This is a genomic window from Mycobacterium sp. TH-M82 (assembly GCF_057473605.1).
Genome location: NZ_JBYCKY010000283.1, coordinates 26,014 through 46,482 on the forward strand (window position 1 = coordinate 26,014; position 20,469 = coordinate 46,482).

At 67.6% G+C, this 20,469-nt stretch carries 22 protein-coding genes; 2 read left to right on the forward strand and 20 right to left on the reverse strand.

The window, feature by feature from the left end:
• Nucleotides 1–67 precede the first annotated feature (67 nt).
• Both AC2VON_RS09050 and AC2VON_RS09055 read left to right on the forward strand, forming a co-directional pair.
• Nucleotides 68–319: a hypothetical protein gene (locus AC2VON_RS09050; RefSeq protein WP_486952647.1), complete on the forward strand. Its 252-nt coding sequence runs from the start codon at nt 68–70 to the stop codon at nt 317–319.
• 319 nt (nt 320–638) lie between these two features.
• Nucleotides 639–1,379, forward strand: a complete 741-nt coding sequence (locus AC2VON_RS09055; protein ID WP_486952648.1) for a hypothetical protein — start codon at nt 639–641, stop codon at nt 1,377–1,379.
• A gap of 16 nt (nt 1,380–1,395) precedes the next feature.
• Here AC2VON_RS09055 and AC2VON_RS09060 read toward each other — a convergent pair whose 3' ends face one another.
• From AC2VON_RS09060 to AC2VON_RS09155, 20 genes are all read right to left on the reverse strand, one after another.
• On the reverse strand, nt 1,396–3,039 hold the full coding sequence (locus AC2VON_RS09060; protein ID WP_486952649.1) for a serine/threonine-protein kinase: 1,644 nt from the start codon (nt 3,037–3,039) through the stop codon (nt 1,396–1,398).
• 170 nt (nt 3,040–3,209) lie between these two features.
• A complete protein-coding gene (locus AC2VON_RS09065; RefSeq protein WP_486952650.1) occupies nt 3,210–3,533 on the reverse strand; it encodes a hypothetical protein in 324 nt (107 codons plus the stop codon).
• Nucleotides 3,530–3,979 (reverse strand): DUF4326 domain-containing protein, encoded by a 450-nt coding sequence (locus tag AC2VON_RS09070; protein ID WP_486952651.1) that lies wholly within the window; start codon nt 3,977–3,979, stop codon nt 3,530–3,532. Before AC2VON_RS09070 ends, AC2VON_RS09065 begins: the two co-directional genes overlap by 4 nt.
• 211 nt (nt 3,980–4,190) lie before the next feature.
• On the reverse strand, nt 4,191–4,709 hold the full coding sequence (locus AC2VON_RS09075; RefSeq protein ID WP_486952652.1) for a DUF1643 domain-containing protein: 519 nt from the start codon (nt 4,707–4,709) through the stop codon (nt 4,191–4,193).
• Nucleotides 4,709–5,641: a DUF5131 family protein gene (locus AC2VON_RS09080; RefSeq protein ID WP_486952653.1), complete on the reverse strand. Its 933-nt coding sequence runs from the start codon at nt 5,639–5,641 to the stop codon at nt 4,709–4,711. Before AC2VON_RS09080 ends, AC2VON_RS09075 begins: the two co-directional genes overlap by 1 nt.
• Nucleotides 5,638–6,105 (reverse strand): dATP/dGTP pyrophosphohydrolase domain-containing protein, encoded by a 468-nt coding sequence (locus AC2VON_RS09085; RefSeq protein WP_486952654.1) that lies wholly within the window; start codon nt 6,103–6,105, stop codon nt 5,638–5,640. The genes AC2VON_RS09080 and AC2VON_RS09085 overlap by 4 nt, the downstream gene beginning before the upstream one ends.
• Nucleotides 6,098–6,415 (reverse strand): hypothetical protein, encoded by a 318-nt coding sequence (locus tag AC2VON_RS09090; protein WP_486952655.1) that lies wholly within the window; start codon nt 6,413–6,415, stop codon nt 6,098–6,100. Before AC2VON_RS09090 ends, AC2VON_RS09085 begins: the two co-directional genes overlap by 8 nt.
• Entirely contained in the window at nt 6,415–8,463 is a 2,049-nt protein-coding gene (locus AC2VON_RS09095; protein ID WP_486952656.1) for a DNA cytosine methyltransferase, read from the reverse strand. Before AC2VON_RS09095 ends, AC2VON_RS09090 begins: the two co-directional genes overlap by 1 nt.
• A 40-nt stretch (nt 8,464–8,503) precedes the next feature.
• Complete coding sequence (locus AC2VON_RS09100) at nt 8,504–8,839, reverse strand: hypothetical protein (protein WP_486952657.1); 336 nt, start codon at nt 8,837–8,839, stop codon at nt 8,504–8,506.
• A gap of 331 nt (nt 8,840–9,170) precedes the next feature.
• On the reverse strand, nt 9,171–10,136 hold the full coding sequence (locus AC2VON_RS09105; RefSeq protein WP_486952658.1) for a DUF2637 domain-containing protein: 966 nt from the start codon (nt 10,134–10,136) through the stop codon (nt 9,171–9,173).
• A 46-nt stretch (nt 10,137–10,182) separates the two neighbouring features.
• Complete coding sequence (locus tag AC2VON_RS09110) at nt 10,183–10,524, reverse strand: histone-like nucleoid-structuring protein Lsr2 (RefSeq protein ID WP_486952659.1); 342 nt, start codon at nt 10,522–10,524, stop codon at nt 10,183–10,185.
• Nucleotides 10,524–13,199 (reverse strand): type VII secretion protein EccE, encoded by a 2,676-nt coding sequence (gene eccE / locus AC2VON_RS09115; protein ID WP_486952660.1) that lies wholly within the window; start codon nt 13,197–13,199, stop codon nt 10,524–10,526. Before eccE ends, AC2VON_RS09110 begins: the two co-directional genes overlap by 1 nt.
• Complete coding sequence (gene mycP, locus AC2VON_RS09120; RefSeq protein ID WP_486952668.1) at nt 13,196–14,563, reverse strand: type VII secretion-associated serine protease mycosin; 1,368 nt, start codon at nt 14,561–14,563, stop codon at nt 13,196–13,198. The genes eccE and mycP overlap by 4 nt, the downstream gene beginning before the upstream one ends.
• Before the next feature lie 14 nt (nt 14,564–14,577).
• Nucleotides 14,578–16,005 (reverse strand): type VII secretion integral membrane protein EccD, encoded by a 1,428-nt coding sequence (gene eccD / locus AC2VON_RS09125; RefSeq protein WP_486952661.1) that lies wholly within the window; start codon nt 16,003–16,005, stop codon nt 14,578–14,580.
• Nucleotides 15,989–16,306 carry a hypothetical protein gene (locus tag AC2VON_RS09130; RefSeq protein ID WP_486952662.1) on the reverse strand — a complete coding sequence of 106 codons (318 nt, stop codon included), beginning with the start codon at nt 16,304–16,306 and terminating at the stop codon, nt 15,989–15,991. Before AC2VON_RS09130 ends, eccD begins: the two co-directional genes overlap by 17 nt.
• 59 nt (nt 16,307–16,365) lie before the next feature.
• The gene (locus AC2VON_RS09135; RefSeq protein ID WP_486952663.1) at nt 16,366–17,661 is read right to left on the reverse strand and encodes a MinD/ParA family ATP-binding protein; all 1,296 of its coding nucleotides are present in this window, start codon (nt 17,659–17,661) and stop codon (nt 16,366–16,368) included.
• Nucleotides 17,662–17,775: 114 nt separating this feature from the next.
• Nucleotides 17,776–18,063 carry a WXG100 family type VII secretion target gene (locus AC2VON_RS09140; protein ID WP_486952664.1) on the reverse strand — a complete coding sequence of 96 codons (288 nt, stop codon included), beginning with the start codon at nt 18,061–18,063 and terminating at the stop codon, nt 17,776–17,778.
• 36 nt (nt 18,064–18,099) lie between these two features.
• Entirely contained in the window at nt 18,100–18,408 is a 309-nt protein-coding gene (locus AC2VON_RS09145) for a WXG100 family type VII secretion target (RefSeq protein ID WP_486952665.1), read from the reverse strand.
• Nucleotides 18,409–18,657: 249 nt separating this feature from the next.
• Nucleotides 18,658–19,968 carry a PPE family protein gene (locus AC2VON_RS09150; RefSeq protein ID WP_486952666.1) on the reverse strand — a complete coding sequence of 437 codons (1,311 nt, stop codon included), beginning with the start codon at nt 19,966–19,968 and terminating at the stop codon, nt 18,658–18,660.
• Nucleotides 19,969–20,008: 40 nt separating this feature from the next.
• Nucleotides 20,009–20,290, reverse strand: coding sequence for a PE family protein (locus AC2VON_RS09155; protein WP_486952667.1), 282 nt, complete (start codon nt 20,288–20,290; stop codon nt 20,009–20,011).
• Nucleotides 20,291–20,469 lie beyond the last annotated feature (179 nt).

Here is a 20,469-nt window from a genome sequence, read left to right on the forward strand (position 1 = left end):
GCCCCATAGGTCACGGCGCCGGAACTGCCGTCGACGTTATGTCGTTGATCGGTGCTTTACTGCCCTTATGGCTTCAGATGGAACAGTCCCGCTCAGATGGCTCCGCGAGGTGCTGCACCGCGCGTTGATCATTGAGACGCTGCCCGCTGGATGCCGCGCCGGAATCGACCAGTTGATCGCCGAGATCAACGAAAGCCTTCCCCGCTACGCGGTGGTGGACACTCCCATCCAGTGGCGTGCGTACGCCGCCCACCTGGACTCACTGTCACGGCGCGCCAAGCACCTCATTGCCCAATACCGCATCCCCGACGCGGGTTGATCCCAGATAGGCCGTCTGGGTGAAACACCGCGAGCTAGCACGAATCCCGCACCCCGAACCGGTACCGGTGCGGTATGCCTGACGTCGGTGATCTGGTTCCCTCCACCAATGGAGGCTGGGTGTTGTGGCCACCGACGCATTGCCACGCCGGGCACTCCCTCAAGCCGGGCCGGATGATCGTGGGCCATCGCCCCTGTTCGTGTGGCGGCCACACCGTGTGGGCGTGCTCGGCAGCGTGCGGCGCCGATGTCTTCCATCCGCCTCTTGAACCTGACTGCACGGTCCCAGCCGGCCCCCGATCCCAACCCGCCGCCGAACAATGACGCCGCAACTGCGCCCCCTGCAGATCACCGCACACACACCGCACGGTGTCGTTCTCTCCCGCCCCTGGGGGATCGCGCTGGACGGACTGCTCGCCTCGGTCTTGTGGCAGCGCCACAAGTGGGCCACCCGCGCCGCCGGCACCTGGATCACCTACCAGCCCGACCAAACACCGCCGCTCATTGACCTGCCCTTGGCTGTGTGCGGCAACCCCGCCTGCGACGACGATTGGCACTGGCTGGCCACCTTCGCCGACCTGCACCCCCACAGCACCAGCCCAGCGCACGGCGATCCGGACGTCCGCTGGCGCACCTCACGAACCGACCGCAGCAGGCTGCAGGCCCTGACTCCCAAGATCGGCAGTCAGGTGGTCTCCGACCGTGCCGGCCGCTACCAGCGCCGCGTCATCCCCGTGATGGCCCACCCGGCCACCGCGCTCACCTGGCGTGCCGTCGGCGACGCCGACGCCATCGAGGACCTGCTCACCGACCTGCCCTCGATCGGAAAGCACCGCGGGTCCGGAGAGGGCCTCGTCCACCGCTGGGAAGTCACCGAAGCCCCAGCCTGTAGCTCCTGGTCTGCCGGTCACGAGCACGAACCCGGAATCCTGGGCCGTCCCGCCCCCGCCCGCTGCATTCCCGACGGCACAACCACGACAGGCCCTCTGGGGCACACCGCGCTCAGGCCGCCGTATCTGCACCCCTCGACGCGTGCTACTGCCTTCCACCCGGCCCGGTGAACCCCGCGACTATCTGTCAGGAATGCACGCGCCACCACGAGAAGAGTTGATCCAGGACCACCGCTCGCTCGTCGGCCTGCACGTCGTTGAGCACCAGGTCGACGTCGGTCGTCCATACGATCCGCGGGATTCCCTGACGGAAACCACACAGCAGCATGCCGTCGGTATCATCTGGCGGCGTCGTAGCGCGATGCCATGGGCCCGGCGACTGTATGCGCCCGGGGCATAGTTCAACCGCCGACCTGTTGACCCGCTCCTGGAACCCGGCACGCAACGCTTCCCGATCCGCATAGAGCGAGTAGGTAGCAGACACCGGGCCGCCGGAGTCACTGTTTCTGCCGCACACCAGTTGCGCGACCACGCCGGCTGGCCGCTCGGCGATCGTGCAGGTCCCTTCGGGGTACCCGGCCGGAATCGCCTTTCTCAACTGCTCTACGCCAGCCGTTTGCCCACCACCGGTTGCCACGCCCCCCGAATCGGTGGACTGGTCGCCATCGTTGCCGCCTGAGGTCATCCAGGCGATCAGGGCGATGACCAAAACCAGCGCCGCGGCCGCGGCGCCGAGCCGAGGGCCGTGCAGCCGCCAATCCCAGTAGAAGCCCGTGCGCACCACTTCCTGTGTGCCCGCCCAGCCGCCTGGGTGCGCACCGACTCTCGATTCGTGCGGGCCACTTCGCGGCAGCGCCGGCGCGGCCGGACTCACCCGACCGGGCGGCAGGCCCGCCGGCGGCACCGGCACCGCCAGCGGCCCCAACTGGTGCCCGACGGCCGCCGATGGCGCACCCGGGGCACTACCGCCAGCCGCCGCTGGACGGCCTGGCACCGGAGCGTTGAGGGCCTTCTGAGCTGCCTTGGCCAGCTCGCCCGCGGTGGCGTACCGATCCTCGGCGCTCTTGGCCAGCCCCCGCGCGATGACCGCGTCGAACGCGAGTGCAACACCGGGGGCCTGACTGGCCTGCGGGACGGGATCGTTCAAGTGCGCTTCAATCAGGCCCTGGACGTCGTCGGCCTGATAGGGCGGTTTCCCGGTCAGGCACTCGTAGAGAACCGCGGTCAACGCGTAGATGTCGACGCTGCCCCCGACCCCGCTACCGCTGAACAGCTCCGGTGCCGAGTACTTCCACGTCCCCTCAATGGTCTTCGGAACCTCCAGCGGTTCGTCACCCACGGCGCTGGCAATACCGAAGTCAGCCAGATACAGAAAGTCCTCCTCGGTCAGCAGCAAGTTAGCGGGCTTGATATCGCGATGGATGACCCCCTCCGCATGGGCTGCATCCAACGCCGAGGCCGCTTGCTGCACCAGACCGACTGCCCGGGACGCGGTCAAGGGACCGGATCGCTTCAGGACCGCCGCCAGATCTGAGCCCCGGATCAGGCGCATGTCCAAGAACAGATGGCCATCGATGTCGCCATAGTCATGAATCGGCACCACGTGGGGCTCCTGGAGCCGCCCGGCGGTACGGGCCTCACGCTGCATACGGTCACGAAACCCCGAATCGCGGCTCAAATCCGCCCACAGCAGCTTGAGCGCGATCGTGCGCTCACGGATCGTGTCCTCGGCCTCGTAGACCTCGCCCATCGAGCCGCGACCGATCAGCCGGCCGAGGCGATAGCGCCCGAGCTGCTGACCGGCCCACAACCCTGGCTCGCGATCGGTCATGCGGTCCCTCCCGGCGTAGGCTTCGCGCCGACCACAGATTCTACGACCGTCATCGGCAAAATCGACCTGACAGCCCGCTTCGGACCCGGTCACTGCGACCCTCCCTGGGGTCGCGCCATCGCCGCCTATGTCGTTGGTCAGCTCGCTCATGCCCACTTCCTGCATCCCGGTCACTCGCCCGTTGGCCCGGCTGCGGGCGATCCGGCGCGCGCAGCGACCGTGATCGTGGCCTTGTAGCCGTCAGGAATCACCATGACGACCTGCCCGGGGTGCAGTGCCACCTGGAAGGTGCCGAGCTGCAGGACGAGCAGTGGCGTGGTCATCGACTCGGTAGGTCGATCCATCAGCGGGCCGGTGAGGATATTCCTGCCACGGCGCACTGCAACGGTGAGCCCGATGTGCGATGCCGTGAGCGCACCGACGTTGATCTCATACGGTTCCGGATCGACGACTGCCTGGAGCCGGCGCTGGACCGGGACCGGCTTCAGAATCACCTCAGCGCTCCGTTCGCGAGTTCGAGCAGCACGGCCGCGTGGCAGTGATCCGGTTGCCCCGGCTCGGGTAATGGGCACCAGCAGGCGAGATCCCGCCGGACGAGTTCGGCGCGGATGATCTCTGTGGGATGCCCGGATGGCAGCGTGTTTCCACCTATTCGGCGTAGCCAGGCCGCGCGGTCGCCCATCAGGTTGCGGTACTGCTTGTCATCGAGTGCCGCAGCGAGCTCGGGGTTCCACAGGCCTCTGGCCATCGCAGAGAACAGGTTCACCGAGGCGCGAACCGCCGCTTCGTGAGTCAGGTAGTCGAGACCCCAGCCGGTGCCGTACAGGCGGCCGTCGGCCACTCGGAACGGGTTGCCCCACCGGCTCGGCCGGCCCACGTAGGTAGCGCCCGCCGGCAAGCGCCAGCCGGCGACCCGACGACGTCGGATGCGTGACGGCATCAGCCATCTCCACATCGGCATGTCGCGCAATGCTTCTCGGAACGCATCGGGGCGCGGCAGGTGCAGGCGCATTGGGGGCCGCCCCTCGTCACTACGAAGGGGCATTCGGCCATCGCGCCGAGGGGCACACGCCCTGCCTTGACCTCGGAGGCTTCGGCGCCGTACCGGGTGTGGTTGTGGACGCCACCCGCACACAGCGAGCACAGGGCCATCAGGCCGCCTCCCATCGGACCGGCGTTCGATCAGCCGACACGTAGAGCGGGTGCTTGGGTGAGCCGTTGGAATTGGCGCCGAGGCAGAACAGTGCGGGGCGTTGGATCACGGTGCGCTGCCAAGCGAACGGGTAGCCGTTCCACCAGCCGACGGCGGCCGGGTCGGCTCCCCACGCGACGATCGTGCAGTCGGCTTCGGTGCGGCTCAGGTAGTCGCGGTTCTCCGGCCCGATCGGATCATCGACATTGACCAGCTCCTCGGGATGGGTCGCCCGGTAGGCGTAGAGGTTTCGGACGACGATGCCGCCGTAGCCCCAGCGTTTCGCGAACGCGATGCAGCGCCGGATCGTCGGGTCATCCACACTCGCGTCCGCGGTCGACGGGTTGAGCATGATGAACTCGAGCAACGGGCCCGGACCCCACCGTCTGGTCAGCTCGTAGCGGTACCGGCCGCACTCGCTGATCACCGCGGAGCTGACCGGCTCCGGGCCGAACAGACCGAGTTGAGGTGACGACATCAGCTCACCGCCTCAGGATATTGATCCCATGTGCGCCCGTCGAGCTGACGGCCGGCGGCCTTCTTTCCGACGCGCTGCAGGATCTCGTGGATGGTGATGTCGTCCCGCACGGTTTCGGTGGCGGACCCGTAGCAGCGGCGTGGTTCGAGGATGCCGAGGCCGTACCGCCCGCTGCTGGCCCACTCCCCGTTCTGCTTGTGTACGAACGGCACACCAGCGGCGACGCACTGGTCTCGGATGTCACGTGCCCACTGCGGGTCCATCGGTCGAGCACCGGGGCCAGATTCGCCGCCGGTGATCACCCAGCCGATACCGCTCAGATCAAGATCGTCGATCGGCCCGAGTAGCGGCTCGCAGGAGAAGAATCTGACGGCGGCCGGGATGTCCCGTAGTGCGTCTCCACGGATCTTGGCCCATTGCTCGTTTTCAGCGCTGACGCCCAGCCAGACGTTCGGCAGGAAGCCGTTTCGTTGCCCGGTGTCAGCCCAGAACTGCTCCCGGGATGGCTTTTGAGACATGACGTGAACACCGAAATCCGTAACGGCTTGCCAGAAGTCGCCATTGTTGAGCAGTGACCGCATCCGGCTATGACGCTTGGTGAGCACTTGGAAGGTGTGCGCGGCGGCGCTCTGCATGATGGCGAACACATGGGCGATGTAGTCGTCGGGCACCTGGTCGTGGAACAGGTCGCTCATCGAGTTGACGAAGATCCGGCGGGGCCGTCGCCACCGCAGCGGCAGGTCTAGCTTGTCGGGCCGCAGTTGCACGTCGAATCCGTGCTCGAAGTAGTGCCCAGGCGTGCCGCGGAAGCGTTCGGCGAACGTCGAGGCGTAGCAGTTCTGGCACCCTGGGCTCGCCGGGCTCAGCTTTGTGCAGCCGGTGACGGGGTTCCACGTGGCGTCGGTCCATTCGATTCCACTGTTGTCGCTCACCGACCAGCTCCCGGCTCATGCTCGACGACGGCGGTGCGCGTCTCGCGGATGTGTTCTATGGCCCCATCGGGGTCAGCGGTTCGCCAGTCGGGCCAGTCACGTTGTTCGTTGACTTCCTGCTTGGCCTTGATGGCGGCGATGATCGCCTGTGAGTCGGCTCCCGTGCGCCATGCGCCGTCGAAGCCGAGGAGGATGACGTCGACCCATTCCTCAAGACCTTCCGGAGCCGCGAGCACTTCCGCCAGTTCTTTGCGGAGGTGATCGACCACCGTGTCGGTGCGCCGGCCGGGCCCGAACGTGGCCTCGCTGAATGCGCGTTGCCGGTCAATGTGATTGGCGTCGATCACCGGCCGGGCGCTCGCAGCCCTCAAGGACTCGACCTCCGCCAGCAGCTCAGCCTTCAGCTTGTCCCAGTCGCCCCACTCCCGGCAGTACTTGGCCCAGGCCACGACGTCGTCAAACACGATCTGCCTCTTCAGCGGCCCGCGTATTGATCCCTTGCATGTCCTCCAAGGTGATGCCGATATCAGCGGCGACGGCAGCGCACTGCGCCCACCCTAGCCAGCGCCCGAGTTTCGCGCTGTCGAAGGATTGCGCTCGTATCCGCATCTCCATCAGGTGAGCCAAACCCAGGGTGCTGCCAGGGTTGAGCGGCATCCCGTGCTGCGCCGCAAGGAACACCGTGTCGGCGAACGCTTGGTGTTGCCAATCAGTGGCGCTATTGGCGGTACCAGGCTCGCTTGTTTCGCTGTGGGCGAGATTTGCCGTTGGCATCACGCCACCGCCTCGTCGTGCAGGACTGCACGGAACCGGGTTCCGAACCACTGCCCTACCGGCGGTGACACTGCGTTGCCGAACCCGTCGGTCTGGTCACTGTTGCTACCCCAGACGACGAAAGTGCCCTGATGGCCGGGGAAGTCAACGTCGAAGCCGCAGCCGCGGCCGATCTCAGGGGTTCCCATCATCCGGAAGTAGCAGTCCTCCAGGGTCAGATCGGCGAGGGCCGCATACCACTCGGCGTTGAGCAGAGCTGTCGTGTCGTGGGCGGTGATGGTTCCGAGTGCATCGGTGACGGGGTGGGGCGCGGGGAATTGCGCCGGCACGCTGCCGTTCTGCTTGAACCATCCGGAGAACAGCACGCCTTGGGTCACCGCTGACCCAACGACCGTCCCCAATGGCCGATCCACCGGGTAGGCACGGTACTTCGCTTCCTCGATCGAGCCGTTGCACTGAACCCGCCCGGCCGCGGTAAGCACTCCCGGGATCTGCTCGGCCGTCATGGTCGGCATCGCCTCGGCGTGGGTGGCCGGGATGGTGTGCTTGCGGTAGGGGATCACCCCGGAGGCCAACACGGCCAGGCCGCCATCGCCGGCGCCTGCAACGAAGGTTTCCGGCGCCTCGCCATGTGCCCGACTGGCGGCGCTGGTTCGGCTGGCCATCACCGGGGCCGACACAATGCCGAGCGTTTCAGATCCGCCCTGAGTGGGCAGCGGTTCGTCGGTGCCGCGCGCTGCGCCCTGGTAGTTGTCAATGGCCATCGCGACCGGCGGTGTTAGAACACCGGTGGTGTTGGTGGCCGTCTGAGCCCACAGCGGCTCCGACAAATCTCTACTGCGGCAGTCCGATCCGGGCCGCTCGAAGGTGTGCCCGGCCGCGGCCATGATCGCGCCAGTGGACAGGACCGCGGTCTCCTGCTGGCTGGTCTGGGTGGACATCGGCTGCCACGGGTGCCGCTCAACGCCGCGAGTGGCCTTGGCCGGCATGAGGACCGCGGGAAACTCGGCGAAGCGCTCCCGACACCGATCCGCGCGAGCCAGCGTCGACCGCGCCAGCGGTGCCTCGTAGACCTCGCCAGTCTTCTTGTCCGTGATCTTCTTCAGCGGCATGTCCCCGATCCGCTGGCCGAGGTTGGTGAGGTCCAGCGCATCGAGCGAACGCGCGAACGGAGGGATCACGACGCGCCGGCACCGCTCGCACCGGTAGTCGTACTGCTTACCCCAGGCCACTCGCCCCGACGGCGGCACGCCGGTGCGCCATGTCCAGACCGCCTCCACCATGTCGGAGCACACGCCGCACCACGACAGCGGCCGGTGATCCAGATTCGGGGTGGGCAGCTTGCGATCCCAGAACGCGATGTACAGGCGGTCACGCGACTGCGGCACCCCGAAGAACATCGAATTCAGATACAGGACCCGGTACCGGTAGCCGATCTTCTCAAACTCTCTCAGCCACCACCGGTAGGTTGATCCGTCGCCGACATTCTTTTTCCCCGGGATCTGCGGTCCCCATGACGTGAGCTCGGTGGTGCACTCAACCAGAATGAGACGCGGATGATGCTGTGCTGCATAGTGAAGCACGCAGTTCGCTGTCGCTCGGTCGCGCTCTGAGCGCGTCACCGCGGCCTCGAAATCGGGGTCCTCGAGATCGAACAGCGACAGCCCTTGCGCGTAGGCTTTCTTGCTGTTGGCCTGCGTATGGTTGACGCACGAAACCCCGGCGACCAACAAGTCGGCGGCCGGCAAATCCCGCGCTGAGTGGTAGTCCGCCGCCTCGGGGTCAACGAGGTCCGCGATCCAGTGCTCCGCCGACGGATGGTTGGCCTCGTGGACCTCCACCTTGTACGGATTGTGGTTGGCGGCCATGATCACGTCGAACCCGGCGCGCTCGATGCCTTGGGTCAGCCCACCAAAGCCGCTGAAGAGGTCGACCGCGACCAGGGTGTCGTGGGCGAACCTGCGGTTGCGTGTCGCCGGCCGGTGAACGGCGGTGCGGCGCTTGTCGGCCCTCTTGGCGGTCCGCCGGGTCCGAGTCGGTGCGCTCACCGTGGCCTCCCAGTCGAGCAACTGGCCGTCAGGGAGGCGGTCATGCGGTGACGTCCCATAGGGACCGTGGGTGCATGGCGTTGTCGATGCGCGGGTGCGCCACCGAATCACGCTCCACCGTCTCAGTGAGCCACGCCCGCAGGAGCTCGCGCAGGCTCGCTCGCACTCCAGCGTTCACCGGAGATGCCAGGAACGCCGGGTCGAGGACCTCTGCGAACCACACGAGCTGCCGCGCGAGCTCGGCCAGCGCACCCGGCGTCCCGCAGACGGGAATCCGTCGGCCGCTGGGGGTGTGTACGAGCCAGAATTCACCCTCTCCATGCGAGGTATCAGCCCGGGAGCACGGAACGATCATCAGGGTGGGGCAGGCGGTCATTCGGGACCGGCACTGCGGCCGTCCGCCAGGTGATCGGCCGATCACCCCGTGACTGTTGTTGCAGCGATTGCGCATAAACCCTCCTTGGTGTGATCCCATCCGGTGCTGTCGGTGAGTGCATTGCGCACGCCGCCTTGGCTGTCGCCCCGTAGTGCGGGTTGCACCACACGAGTGGCGCACCCGCAGCGTTCGCAGATTTCATAATTGGGGCGAAATACCGACGTGACGAAGCGATGCCCCGATCGGTCAGTGCATGCCGGCGGAAGCTGGCCGGTGCCACTGCGATCGGTGCAGACGGCGGCACGGCTCATGTCGCGTCGCGAGCTGGGGTTCATGCGCGGAGCCGACGGGCGTCCGACAGAAGTTCGTCTGCGGCCTTGATGATGTTGCTGACGGTGTCTCGGTGCACACCGGTCCGCGTGGCGATGGTGGTGGTCGGCACCTTTTCGTCCCACAGGCGAAGGACCTCGACGACTTCAGGCCCCGATTTGACGGTGACCCTCTCGCGGATCAACGTCTCGGCGACGTCATCCCAGCCGGCACTGGCCACCTCCCCTATCGCTGCCGCCGGTGCCGGCGGGGACGGGTCGACGTGGATATCGACGTGGCTGTCGTGGCGATGAAAGCTGCTGATGTCTTGAACATTTGACCGCGCGGCCCGATAAGGATCAGCTGCTACCGGCGCGGGGGTTCGCGCCGGGCTGGCGGCGCGCGCCACCGTGTTCTTCGGTGCTGCTGCAGGTGCTGCCTTGGTCTCCGCAGCGGTCGTGACAGCTCCGGTGTCGGGGGCGCTGTATCGCTCCGGAAGCCGCCCGCCGGTAGGCCGACTCAGCGACAGCAGAGCAACGGTGGCCTGGGCGATGGTCAGATCGACCGATAGTGGCCACAGCCAGGCAATTCCGTCCCGCACGCCGGTGCTGATCGCGAGTTCTTTGAGCGCGTCGAAGCTGAGCCGAAACGCGAACGCGGCCAGTACGACGGTGATCGCCACGGCCGACCAGTAGACCGCGCCTGAACTTCGCGTTCGGACCAGCAGACTCACCGAGTGGGTGGCCAGCAGCAAGACTGAGGGTGGGATCAGCGCGACCGTGGCGGCAACACCGAGCATGAGCTGCGAGCCGCCTTGGGCGTGAAGTAGTGCGTGGGCCACGTTGCCGCTAATCGACATTGTGGTGGCGAATGCCAGTACGCCCCAGAAGAATCGGGCCGCGCTCTTGTGAGTCCGTAACACCTGCGGCTCGTGCGCCGAGATGCTGTCGCGCAGTGCGGCGGTGCCGCTTTCCTGGTTGCTGGCCATGGCTTCTACGGTTATCGCCAGCGGCTAGGTTTTCAAGACCACCCCGCTACCGCGGCGGCACCGTGAGCCGCGCCGCGTCGTATGCCTCAATGGTCGCCCTGGGCATCTTGCCGCGCGATGGAACGGTGAATCCGTTGGCGCGGGCCCATTGACGTACTCGGTGCATGTCGTGTCGGTGCTGCCCATTGCCGTTGTTACGTAGCGCGGCACCGCCAGAACCATTGACTCTGCGGCCTTTTTCGATCCACGGCGCAAGCATGTCCCGCAGTTCGGTGTCGTCTGCGAGGTCGATTTCGTAGTCGACACCGTCGAGCCTGAATTGCGTCGTGATTGCCCCTGGGGCACCGGTCAGGTCGTCGACCAGCTCGACGATGGTTCGCCGCGCCATCACTTCGCCTCATCATCGTCGAGGCTGCGCGTAAACACGACGCGCCGCGGCCCCGAGTCCGGCTCCTTGTTCGGAGGCAGGATCACCTCCGGTTCCTCGGTGGCCTTGAGTTGGCGGCCCCGCCACCGTTTCAGCAAGCCGGACCGTTGCGACTCGGCGCTGTTCGAGCCGGAGTGCTTGCCGTCGTCCTGGCCGCCTCGGCGTCCGCGGCCGGCGACCGCGGCCCAGTCGTGCCGCTCTCGTTCTGCAGCTGGCGGCGGTGCTACGGGTGTGGGCGGACGGGATTCCTGGCGCGGGGGTGCGTTGTTGGCCGGCGCCACGGGCCGCGGTGTGGGCGTGGATGGTGCTGGCTGAGCCGGTGGCGCAGCGGGCCGCGGTGGCGGTGCGGGTTGGGCCTTCGGCGCGCTTTGAGCCGGGCCGGGCGCCGGGGTGGGGTGGGCTGGCCGTTGGGGCGGTGTGGGCGCAGCGGGAGCCTCATTCTGGCCACCCTGGGCTGCCTGTTGTGAGGGAGGCACCTGCCGCGGCGGCGGGGTCGGCGCCTGGGGTGTGGGTGTCCCCGGTCGCGCCGGCGGCGCAGCCTGCCCTCGCGGCGGAGGGGGCGGTGCCGGGCGGGTGGCCGGGGCACTCGTGGGTGCTGGCCCGCTCGGTCGCGGTGGCGCGGCCGGCGGGGTGGCGCGCGGCGGCGCGGGATTGGCAGGCGTTGGCCGGGTGGGCCGCGGCGCGATGCCGCCGGTGGCGGGTGTGCCGTTGTGCGGCCGGGCGAGCCTTTGATCGTCGGCTGCGTGCCGGGCGGGCCCCGGCGTCTGGGGGCCGCGCACGGGTGGCTTCACCGGCTGCGGCGGTTGCACCGGGCGCTGAGGTGCCGGCGCGACTCTGCCTGCCTGCGGCACGCTGCGCGGGGTGTTCGGGGCGCGGGTGGGTGCCGTGCCGTTGCTCGCGGTGCGGGGCAGGGGGCGATCGCCGGCGGGGCGCTGCGGCGCTGTGGTGCCGCGGCGGGCGGCTGGTGGTGCGCCGAGGCCGAGGATTCTGCGTTCTTCGTGGGCGGGCATGGCTCGCACCTGGGCACGCAGGCCTGTCCGGAATTTGAGGGTGAAGCCGAATTCTTCGTCGTTTGCCGCGAGCTCGATGTCGGCATCCCATGCTCCGTCCGCGGTGAGGATGGTCAGCGGCGGGAGGTTTTCGGGTGATTCCTTGTCGGTGTCGAGGACCAGGATCGTGTCTGGATCCAGCAGCGACCGTTCGCCCGCGCTCTCATCGGACTCAGCGTCGGTGTCGGTGTCGGTGTCGAGGTTGTCCCAGTCGTCGGGGTACTCGGTCAGGATTGCCCCTGCCACCGCCATGGGCACGATGTCTTCCCACTTTTCCGGTTCGTCGGTGACCACGACGACGGGCCGGCCGGTGACGCAGGAACGCAGAGCGACTTGCCGAAGTAGCAGGGAGTTCTGGCACAGCACGGTGATGGGACTGACCAGGGGCAGGTGCACTGCGGTGTGGTCGCGGGGGTCGCCGATTGCCCCGATCAGGGGTCCGGCCGGACCGAAGGGCACCACGGGGCCCTCAGCCGGCAGTGCGGTCGTCGGCGGCGGGGTGTCGCAGGGCAAGTACCCGACGCGGAACTGCTGCCACATCAGAGCTTGGACCCCGTAGAGCGGTCCCAGCCGTGACACCGGCGGGGCGGGCGTGCGGGCATCGGTGCGGTAGCGGACCAGCGCGCCGATGCGCGGCCGGTTCCCATTGGTGCCCGGGGTGATGCGGATCAGGGTGGTGACCTCACGCGAGAGCGGCCAGGTCCACCACTGCGGGCTGTCGACACCGATGTGGCCGGGATCGGCGTAGTAGACCCCGGTGTAGCTGTTGGTGCTTTCCAGGTACGACCAGTGGTCGGTGGTGGGCTCTTCGGCGTGCAGTCGGGCGTTGACCGCGTCGATGGTGGCCGCGGTGGCCGGCCTGGCGTCGATTCCGGAGCTGGCCAACGCGTCGGCCACGCGCAGGCAGGTCGCTGCCGCGACGCGTTGAGGCGACTGCGCGTCGCTGCCTCGCCGGTCGATGGCGCCCATGTTGTCGTCGAGCCGGATCCGCGCGACGATCCAGCTGCGGCGCTCGGCCGGGGCGATGGTCGGGCCGGTCAGTTGCTGATACAGCTCTGCGAATCCGCCGGCGGCGCGGTGGCCATCGCTGATCAAATCCACCGACGCGACGTCGACGTCGAGAACTTGCAGTGCGGTGTAGGCCAATTCGGCGACGTCGAGCACGTTGGCGGTGCGCTCTTCGGTGTCGGTGGCCACGGTGGGCGCCATCGGGTCGCTGTGCAGCTCGATCATCACCGAGAGCACTTCGTGTTCGCTGACGACACCGATCGCCACGCCGCTGACGAACACCTCCTCAGCAGCGGTCACTGGAGCCGGGGTCGTGACCCGCCGGCGGCGTAGCCAGGCCCATCCGGTCATGACCCAGTGGGTGGTGGGCACGTGGTAGATCGTGGTGAACGCGACGCTCACCATCACGCCGGGCAGCGCGGCCACCGCCACCGGGTGCAGCCGCCCCAGCGTGGCACTGATCCACGCGAGACCGACCAGTGCACTCAGCACGCTGCGTGGCACCGTGACCCGCACACCCAGGATGGGGGGCTTGGTGAAGCCCGGCGCCGTGTTGGCGGCCCTGGAGTGGCGGCTCATGATTGTGCCTTTCGACGCAGAACGGCCCGGGCGACGATCCCCAGCGCGGCGGCGGCCAGGAATCCCACGAGCGTGTAGGTGGCCACGGTCCGCGGCGTGTAGTCCGGCGGCGGCGGCGGCGGTGCCGGATGGATGATCTTGTTGACCGGGAAGCTCGGTGGCGGGTCGGGAACATTCCAGGTCAGGGCCGCCAGGGGATCGACGACGCCCCACCCGATCGACGGGTCCGGGGTGGTGGGCCCGGCGTGCGCGGTGGCTTTGAGCCGGTTCATCACCTGGTAGGGGTTCAGGTCGGGGTACTTCTGGCGGATCAGCGCCACAACGCCGCTGACATAAGCCGCCGAAAAGGAATTCCCGTAGATCGGCACCAGAATCTGGTCTTGCCCGGGCAGACCGTTGACGAGATGCCCGTCGGGGTAGTTGCCCACGCTGGCGATGTTCTCCCCCGGCGCCGCCACGTCGACCCAGGGCCCTTGCATGGTGAAGCTCGACGGCACTCCGGTGTCGTTGACCGACCCCACCACCAGGACGTCGTCGGCCCACCAGGCCGGGGTGGCGATGGTGACCACGTTGTCCCAGCTGCCCGGGGCCCCGCCCGGCGGCGGCGGATTCTGCCGGCAGTCGCCGCCGGTGTTGCCGGCCGCAGCGACCACCACCGCGTTGCGCTCAGCCACCGCCCAGTGCAGGGCGGCACCCAGTTCGCGATCGTCGAGGTGGCGGACGGCTTTCATGCACGACACCATCGAGATGTTGATGACTGACGCCCCGAGGTTGACCGCATGGACAACGGCGCGGGCCATGGCCCGCAGGTCCATCGCGGTCTGACTGGCATTCGGGTCGTCGCGCCGGCCGGGGTCGGGGTGCTCGAGGGTGTAGTGCTGCGAGGACTGCCGGATGCTGATCACCGTCGCATCGGGGGCGACTCCGACGAAGGCGTCCCCGGGGTGGGGCGCAGCACCGATAATGCCGGCGACCAGAGTTCCGTGACCGTCACAGTCATCGAGCCCGTCGCCATTTTCGGTAACGAAGTCACCACCGGGACGCAGGTTGGGAAGCCGCGGGTTGGGGGCAGCACCGGTGTCGATGATCGCCACCGTCACCCCGGCGCCGTTCGCAAACGGCCGCACTGCGTCGAGATTCATCAGCCGCCACGGCGCCGGCGGATCACCGAACCCCGAATCGGGCAGCACGCCGGGGGTCTGGCAGATGACATTGAGCCGCATTGCCTCCTCGGGCCCGACAACGTCCGCCGGCACAGCGCCGGTATCGACCGCCGGCGGAGTGAGCGCCTGGGCCACCCCGGCCCCCGACGACACCACGGCGATCGCGGTGACAGCACACAGCGCACCGGCCCGTTGAGCCAGTTTCGCCACCGCGCTCACCCGATCCTCAGATCGCGCAGGATGCCGAAAATGCCTGTCAGCCACGCCGACAGCGGATAGATGGCGACCAGCGCCAGGGTCCCCACGATCTCCGAGACGCGCTTGATCTTGGGATTGACCCCCCGCGGGGTCACCACGATCGCGATAAAGACCAGCACACCGACAGCGATCAGCACCGTGGTGATCACGACCACGGGCGTCGAACCCGTGGGCCGGGCCAGCAGGTAGCGTCCCGCGGCACCCAAGATGACCACGGCAGCTCCACCGAACAGGCAGAACGCCTGCAGGCCGTTGGACAGCGTGCGCCCCCACGTGCACAGTGCCACGGTCAGGCACACAGCGACGATCACCTCCACCTTGCGGTGGTAGGAGTTCGGGTCCACCATCCACACCGCGGCCACCGCGGTGACAAGTGCCGCCGCGCCGAGCAGCCCCGTCGTCAATTGCACGGCCCGACTGGCCCGTTGCCGCACGATCGCCAACTCGGCCGCACTGATCTCGCCGCCGGCATCGTCGATCGATTCCCCGTCGGCAGGCACTCTCGGCAGTGCGATCTGGGCGAGGGCCGCAGCGACGTTGGGCGCAACCTGAAGCCCCGTAAGCCCTCCGAGCAGCACCCCAGCGGCGATAGCCGCAGGGGGCAGCGGCGTGTATTCGGTTGCCGCGCAAACCGTTACCACCGTCACCGACACCCCGACCAACGCACTAGTCGCGGCCAGATGCCGGTGCGTGATGAGCAGCGCACAGAGCGCGGCCACGCCGACCGCGGCGGCGGCCACCATGATGTGGGCAGCGCCAGGCATGCCGGTGCGCTGCGACACCGGGATCGCCTGCCCGAGCACGGCCGACGCCGTCAGGCACACCACCGTCCAGGCCGTCGCGGCATCGGGCGCCTCGTAGCGATACGTGGCAGACCAGACCCCCATCATCGCAACCAAGGCACCGAGGAGCCCGGCACCGAACCATCCCCACGAGAACCCGCTGTTGACCCAGGCAATCCACTGCACGACACATCCCGCGATCCCACCGACCGTCAGGCCGATCAGGCCGGCGATGCGGGCCGTGGATTCGTCGAATGGCCGCCCGGCGCCTGCGGCGGCTTCGGCGACGACTTCGATGACGTCTTCGTTGACCTCGCGGTAGCGCTCGGTGGATTGGACGGCCCGCAGCTCCAGCACGGCGCCGTCGCTGATCCCGGCCTCCTGCAGCGACCTCTCGGGCTTGAGCGGCCCGGCGGGCCGCGCCAGCGTCCACTGGCTTCCGCTGGGTGCGGTGATCTCGATGTCTTCAGCAGCCAGCGCATCGACGACGTCGGCGATGTACTCCCCGATCGGCTGGCGCGTAGGCAGCACGAGGTCTTTCTGAATCTCGCCGTACCACACCGCCATTCGCGACAGCGCGGTGATGCTACCGACCGGTGCCATGGGCTTCCCCCCCATCGCGCCGCGTGATCTCATCGCGAATGATGGCTTCCAAGCCGGCAAACGCGTCCGGCTCCTCCTGCAGGCCACCGACGTCGGTGGCGCCCAGGTAGTCCTCGATCGGCCGAATCACCTTGCGGGGCGGCGTCTTGCCTGCCCGTCGCTCGACCTCGCGGACAACGGCTTCTTCAACCCGGGGCAGCAGGTCCTTGGTGTCCAGTTCGGCCACCAGATCCTCCATGGACTTCCGCTGCTCCATCGGGGCGAAATCTGGCGCGCCCACCTGGTCGTCGAAGACAACCATGTCGGGCCTCCGGGGTGCTCGCTCGGTCGTGGTCATGAACTCAAGCCCGTCCTCTCCGGTCAGTCGACGTTCTTGGGGAACATGTCCGACACCGCCGCGGCGATCTCCAGCGCGCGCCGGCGGGTCTTCTTCGACACCAGCTTGAGGTTGATCTCGCGGCCCTCGTGGATGTGGCGGTCGAACGGGGTGATGAAGATCCGTTCGCGGGGGATCTTGCGGGAGAACTGCTCGACGACCTTGTCCACCACGACGTTGGGCCGGCTCGGGTCGGTGTGGTTGACGACCAGGATCAGGCTTTCTAGCAGGTTCTGATATCCGTTGTAGCGCAACCATTCCAGCGTCTGGTCGGTGTCCTGCAGGGCGTCGATCGAGGCGTTAGTGACCACCACGATGGCGCGAGCATCCTGCAGTGCGGCTTGCACCAGCGGCGAGTTCAGTGCGGTCCCGCAGTCGAGGACCACCATCGAGTAGTACTCCCGCAGCAGGCTCATGGTCCTTTCGAAATCCGCGGGCTCGACACCACGTGGACTGCTGGCGAAGTCGGGCTGGCCGAGGACTTCCAGCCGCGACACGGTGTCACTGGAGGTGTGGGCCCGCACGTCGAGGTAGCGGCCCACCGAGGTGTCAGCGACGAGGTCGAGCAGGCTCAGGTTCGTCTCGCGGCCGTGGCGCTCGGTGAGGTTGCCTGAGTCGTTGTCCAGGTCGACGGCGATGACCTTGTCGCCGCGGATCGATGACAGCGTGGAGCCGAGCAGCTTCGCGTTGACCGTTTTCCCGACGCCACCCTTCAAATTGATGACCGCGACGGTAAAGGTTTGCCGAACCGCCTTCGCAGTCCGGTCTTTGAGGCTGATTTCGTACCGTTCGTCTTTGCCAGGGCCGATGTTAATACGGGTGACCTTATGCAACGCGGCACGCCAGCCGTGCTCGGCCGGGACCGACATCCTGCGCACGTCGGTCTTGTCCAGCAGCACCTGGTCGCCGTGCGAGGGCTGCGCGGTGCGCCGCGCGGCGACCAGCGCTCCCCCGGTGTACGTCGGGGATCGGTGCGCTCCACCGGCGGACTCCCGCGACTCCAGCGCGGCCGGCTGACGATGCTGCTGCTGCTGGTAATCGTGCTGGTAGGCGTCGACGGGCGCGCCGTTGCCCGGCGGAAGCCACTGGGCGATGTCTTCCCGCGCGATGACCGAGGTCTGGTCGTTCGTCTCGCTCGGGGCCATCGCCGCCGGCGGGGGCAGGGGAGGCGAGGGGGGCAGCGGAGGCTGGGGGGGCTGCTGAGGGGACTGCGGGGGGGTGGCGTGCGTCGTGGGGGTCTGCGAAAACGCGCCGAGATAAGGGTCGTTGTCGTTGCTCATGCCGAAAACCGTAACACCCTATTCGGCCAAATAACACAGGCACGGTATCGACCCAAAAAATATAGCGACACGGGCAGTTATACCCGTGCCGCTATATTTCTTGCTGGGTGGTGGTCAGCCGAACGACGAGGCGTTGACCGCCTCCTGGTGCTCCTGGTTCTGCGTCGACTGCTCCACCGCGTTGATGTAGTCGGTGAAGGCCATCTGGAAGTTGGCGTGCGCGTGGTTGAGGTTGCGCTGCTCGTTGGCGTACATCTCCGAGGCTTCGCCCTGCCAGGCCGCGACGGCCTTGCCCAGAACCGCCTCGGTCTGCTCGTTGAGCCCCTGCAACGTGCCGCCGTGACCACGCAGCGTCTCGCACGCAGCGTAGATGACCGGGAAATGCCAAACCTGTTCGCTCATGCTGTTACTCCTTGTCTGTGTCGAGTCGAGTGGTGGTCAGAACGCGGCGGCGCCGCTGGCGGACACGATGCTGTGGCCGTCGGAGTCGGTGGCGATGTAGCCCCCGGCCGACTGTCCGACGCGCTCACTGATGCTCTCCAGCTGCTGGGACAGCAGCATCCCGGCCTCGTGCAGGTGCTGGGCCTTGGCCTGAGTGGCCGTGCCGGTCTCGCCGACCAGGCTGGCCTGCAGGCCCTGGACCTCGGCGAGAATCCCGTTGAGCGTGGCCGTCTCGGAGGCGGAGGTCGTGCCGAGCTCGTCGGCGACGGCCTGCTGGACTGCGGTGTCGGTACCCAGAATTGCCATGAAGATTCACCTCTTCCTAGTTGAAGCTTGTGCTTGTTGTGAAGTTGTCCTGCCGACCGGGGTGATCTGCAGGTCTGCGGTCGTCTCACGGGTCATACCTTCTGACGAGGAAGGCCCCGCGCCTAAGGCGACCAAGCGACGCGGACTTACAGCGATTCGTCTACCACCAGCCAAAACGATCCTCCGGCCATTCGCAAGAGGACCCCCGGCGCACCCCCCTTCCCCCGCTGACCTGCCAAAAGTGCCCCATCATTCTTCGAACACCTCAAACCCCAGGGTGGCCACGACCGGCTCTTCGTGCACGATCATCTCGTCGAGGGTGATCACCGATCCCTGATCGCGGTGGGCGCCCGCCAGCGGCCCCATCATCCCGGTCCCGCTACCCACGGCACTGCTGCCACCGCCGGCGCTGGCACTGGTGCTGACCATCTGTTCGACCGACGCCGTTGCGGGCGCCGGTGCGGGCTGGCTCCAGCCTGCGGGTGCCCGCAGTGCGGTCGATCCAGCGGAGTGCGACGACGCGAGCATCCCGGCCCCGCTGTAGCCACCTCCGCCGGAGCCCACCGCGCTGGTCCCATAGCCCCCGAGTTGATCGGCGGACCCGAAGTGCGACATCAGATCGCCGGGCGAGATGCCTTGCTTGGCGAGGTCGCCTCCGCCCATCTGAGAGAACAGTTGGCTGATCTGTTGCATCGGCTGGGATGCCATCTGCGTCAACTGCTGCGGCCCCTGGGTCAGCATCTGGCCCATCTGCTGGGGAACCTGCGCGGCCATCTGCGGGGCCTGGCTTGCCATCTGCATCATCTGTGAGGCATCCGCCGAACCGGCTTGTGCCCCTTCCCGTCCGGCGCTGCCCGCCAGGTTGGCGGCCGTGCCGGCGAGCTGGGTGGCCTGCTGGACCCTGCCCTTGACTGCGCCGGCGGCGCCCATTGCCGTCACCTCGGCCAGCAGCGCTTCGCGGGCCGCGGTCATCGGCAGCTGCGCGGCGGTGGCGGCCAGGATCGCCGACAGCCCCGCCTCAGGGGCCCCCGGGGCGGCCATGATGCTCGGCGCCGGCATGAACGGAACGAACGTCGTGTTGGCCGTACTGCCAGCCAAGTAGCCGTCCATGGCGCTCGCAGCCCGATTCCACAGCACCACAAAGTAATCGAACTCGTTGACGGCGATCGGCGCAGTGTTGCACCCCATGAAGTTGGTCGCCTCCAGCACCGCATGGGTGATGTGATTGTCGGCGATCTCCGCCAGTGTGGGGGTTTCAGCGACTGCGGTGGCGTAGGTGGCGGCTTGCGCGCCGGCAGCAAGGGCACGTTCCTCGGCCTGAAAGATCAGGGCCATCATCCAGGCCAGATACGGCTCGAACGCTGCCTGAGCCTGAGACGATGCCATTCCCTGCCATGCGGCTGACACTGCGGCGATCTCAGTGCGCAGCAGCATCATTGCGGCCGTGAAGTCCAATGCCAGTGCCTGCCAGCCCAGTTCGGCTTGCAGATACGGCTCAGCTCCAGCACCAGCGATCATCCGCCCGGTGTTGGCTTCGGGCGGCATTCCATGCCATTCCATGTGCTGGCTCTACGTTCCCGATCGGGACAAGCGTCGCCGGTCAGATAACGCGGGCGGCGCCGGCAGCGTCAACAGCGTTGTAGGCCATCCCGACGGCAGTCATGCCCTCGGCGGCCATCCCGAGCATGGCAGCCCCTGCGGCCGAGGCGACCCCGAAATTCATGCCCTCCATGCTGAACAGGGGCGCCGCCATCACCGAAACGGTGTCCACACCGGACGGCAGCAGCGCCGACACCACCGGTGTAGCGGCGCAGGTCGCCGCGGCCTGCTGGGCGGTGATACCGGTCAGCGCCGCTCCGCCAGCCAAGAGCGCCTCAGGCATAACTTGCAACATGTTCGTGTCCTCCCATGATCCCGAACGTTTGATGAAGCCTGACACTTCCACCACAGCTCTTCAAGAGCACCCTAGGTGGCTGGTGTCGAACGGCCATTGTGGGGGCGCTGGTTGACCGGTCGGGCTATTGGGCGATGCTCGTGTGGTCGTGAGCGGTTCCTAGCTCA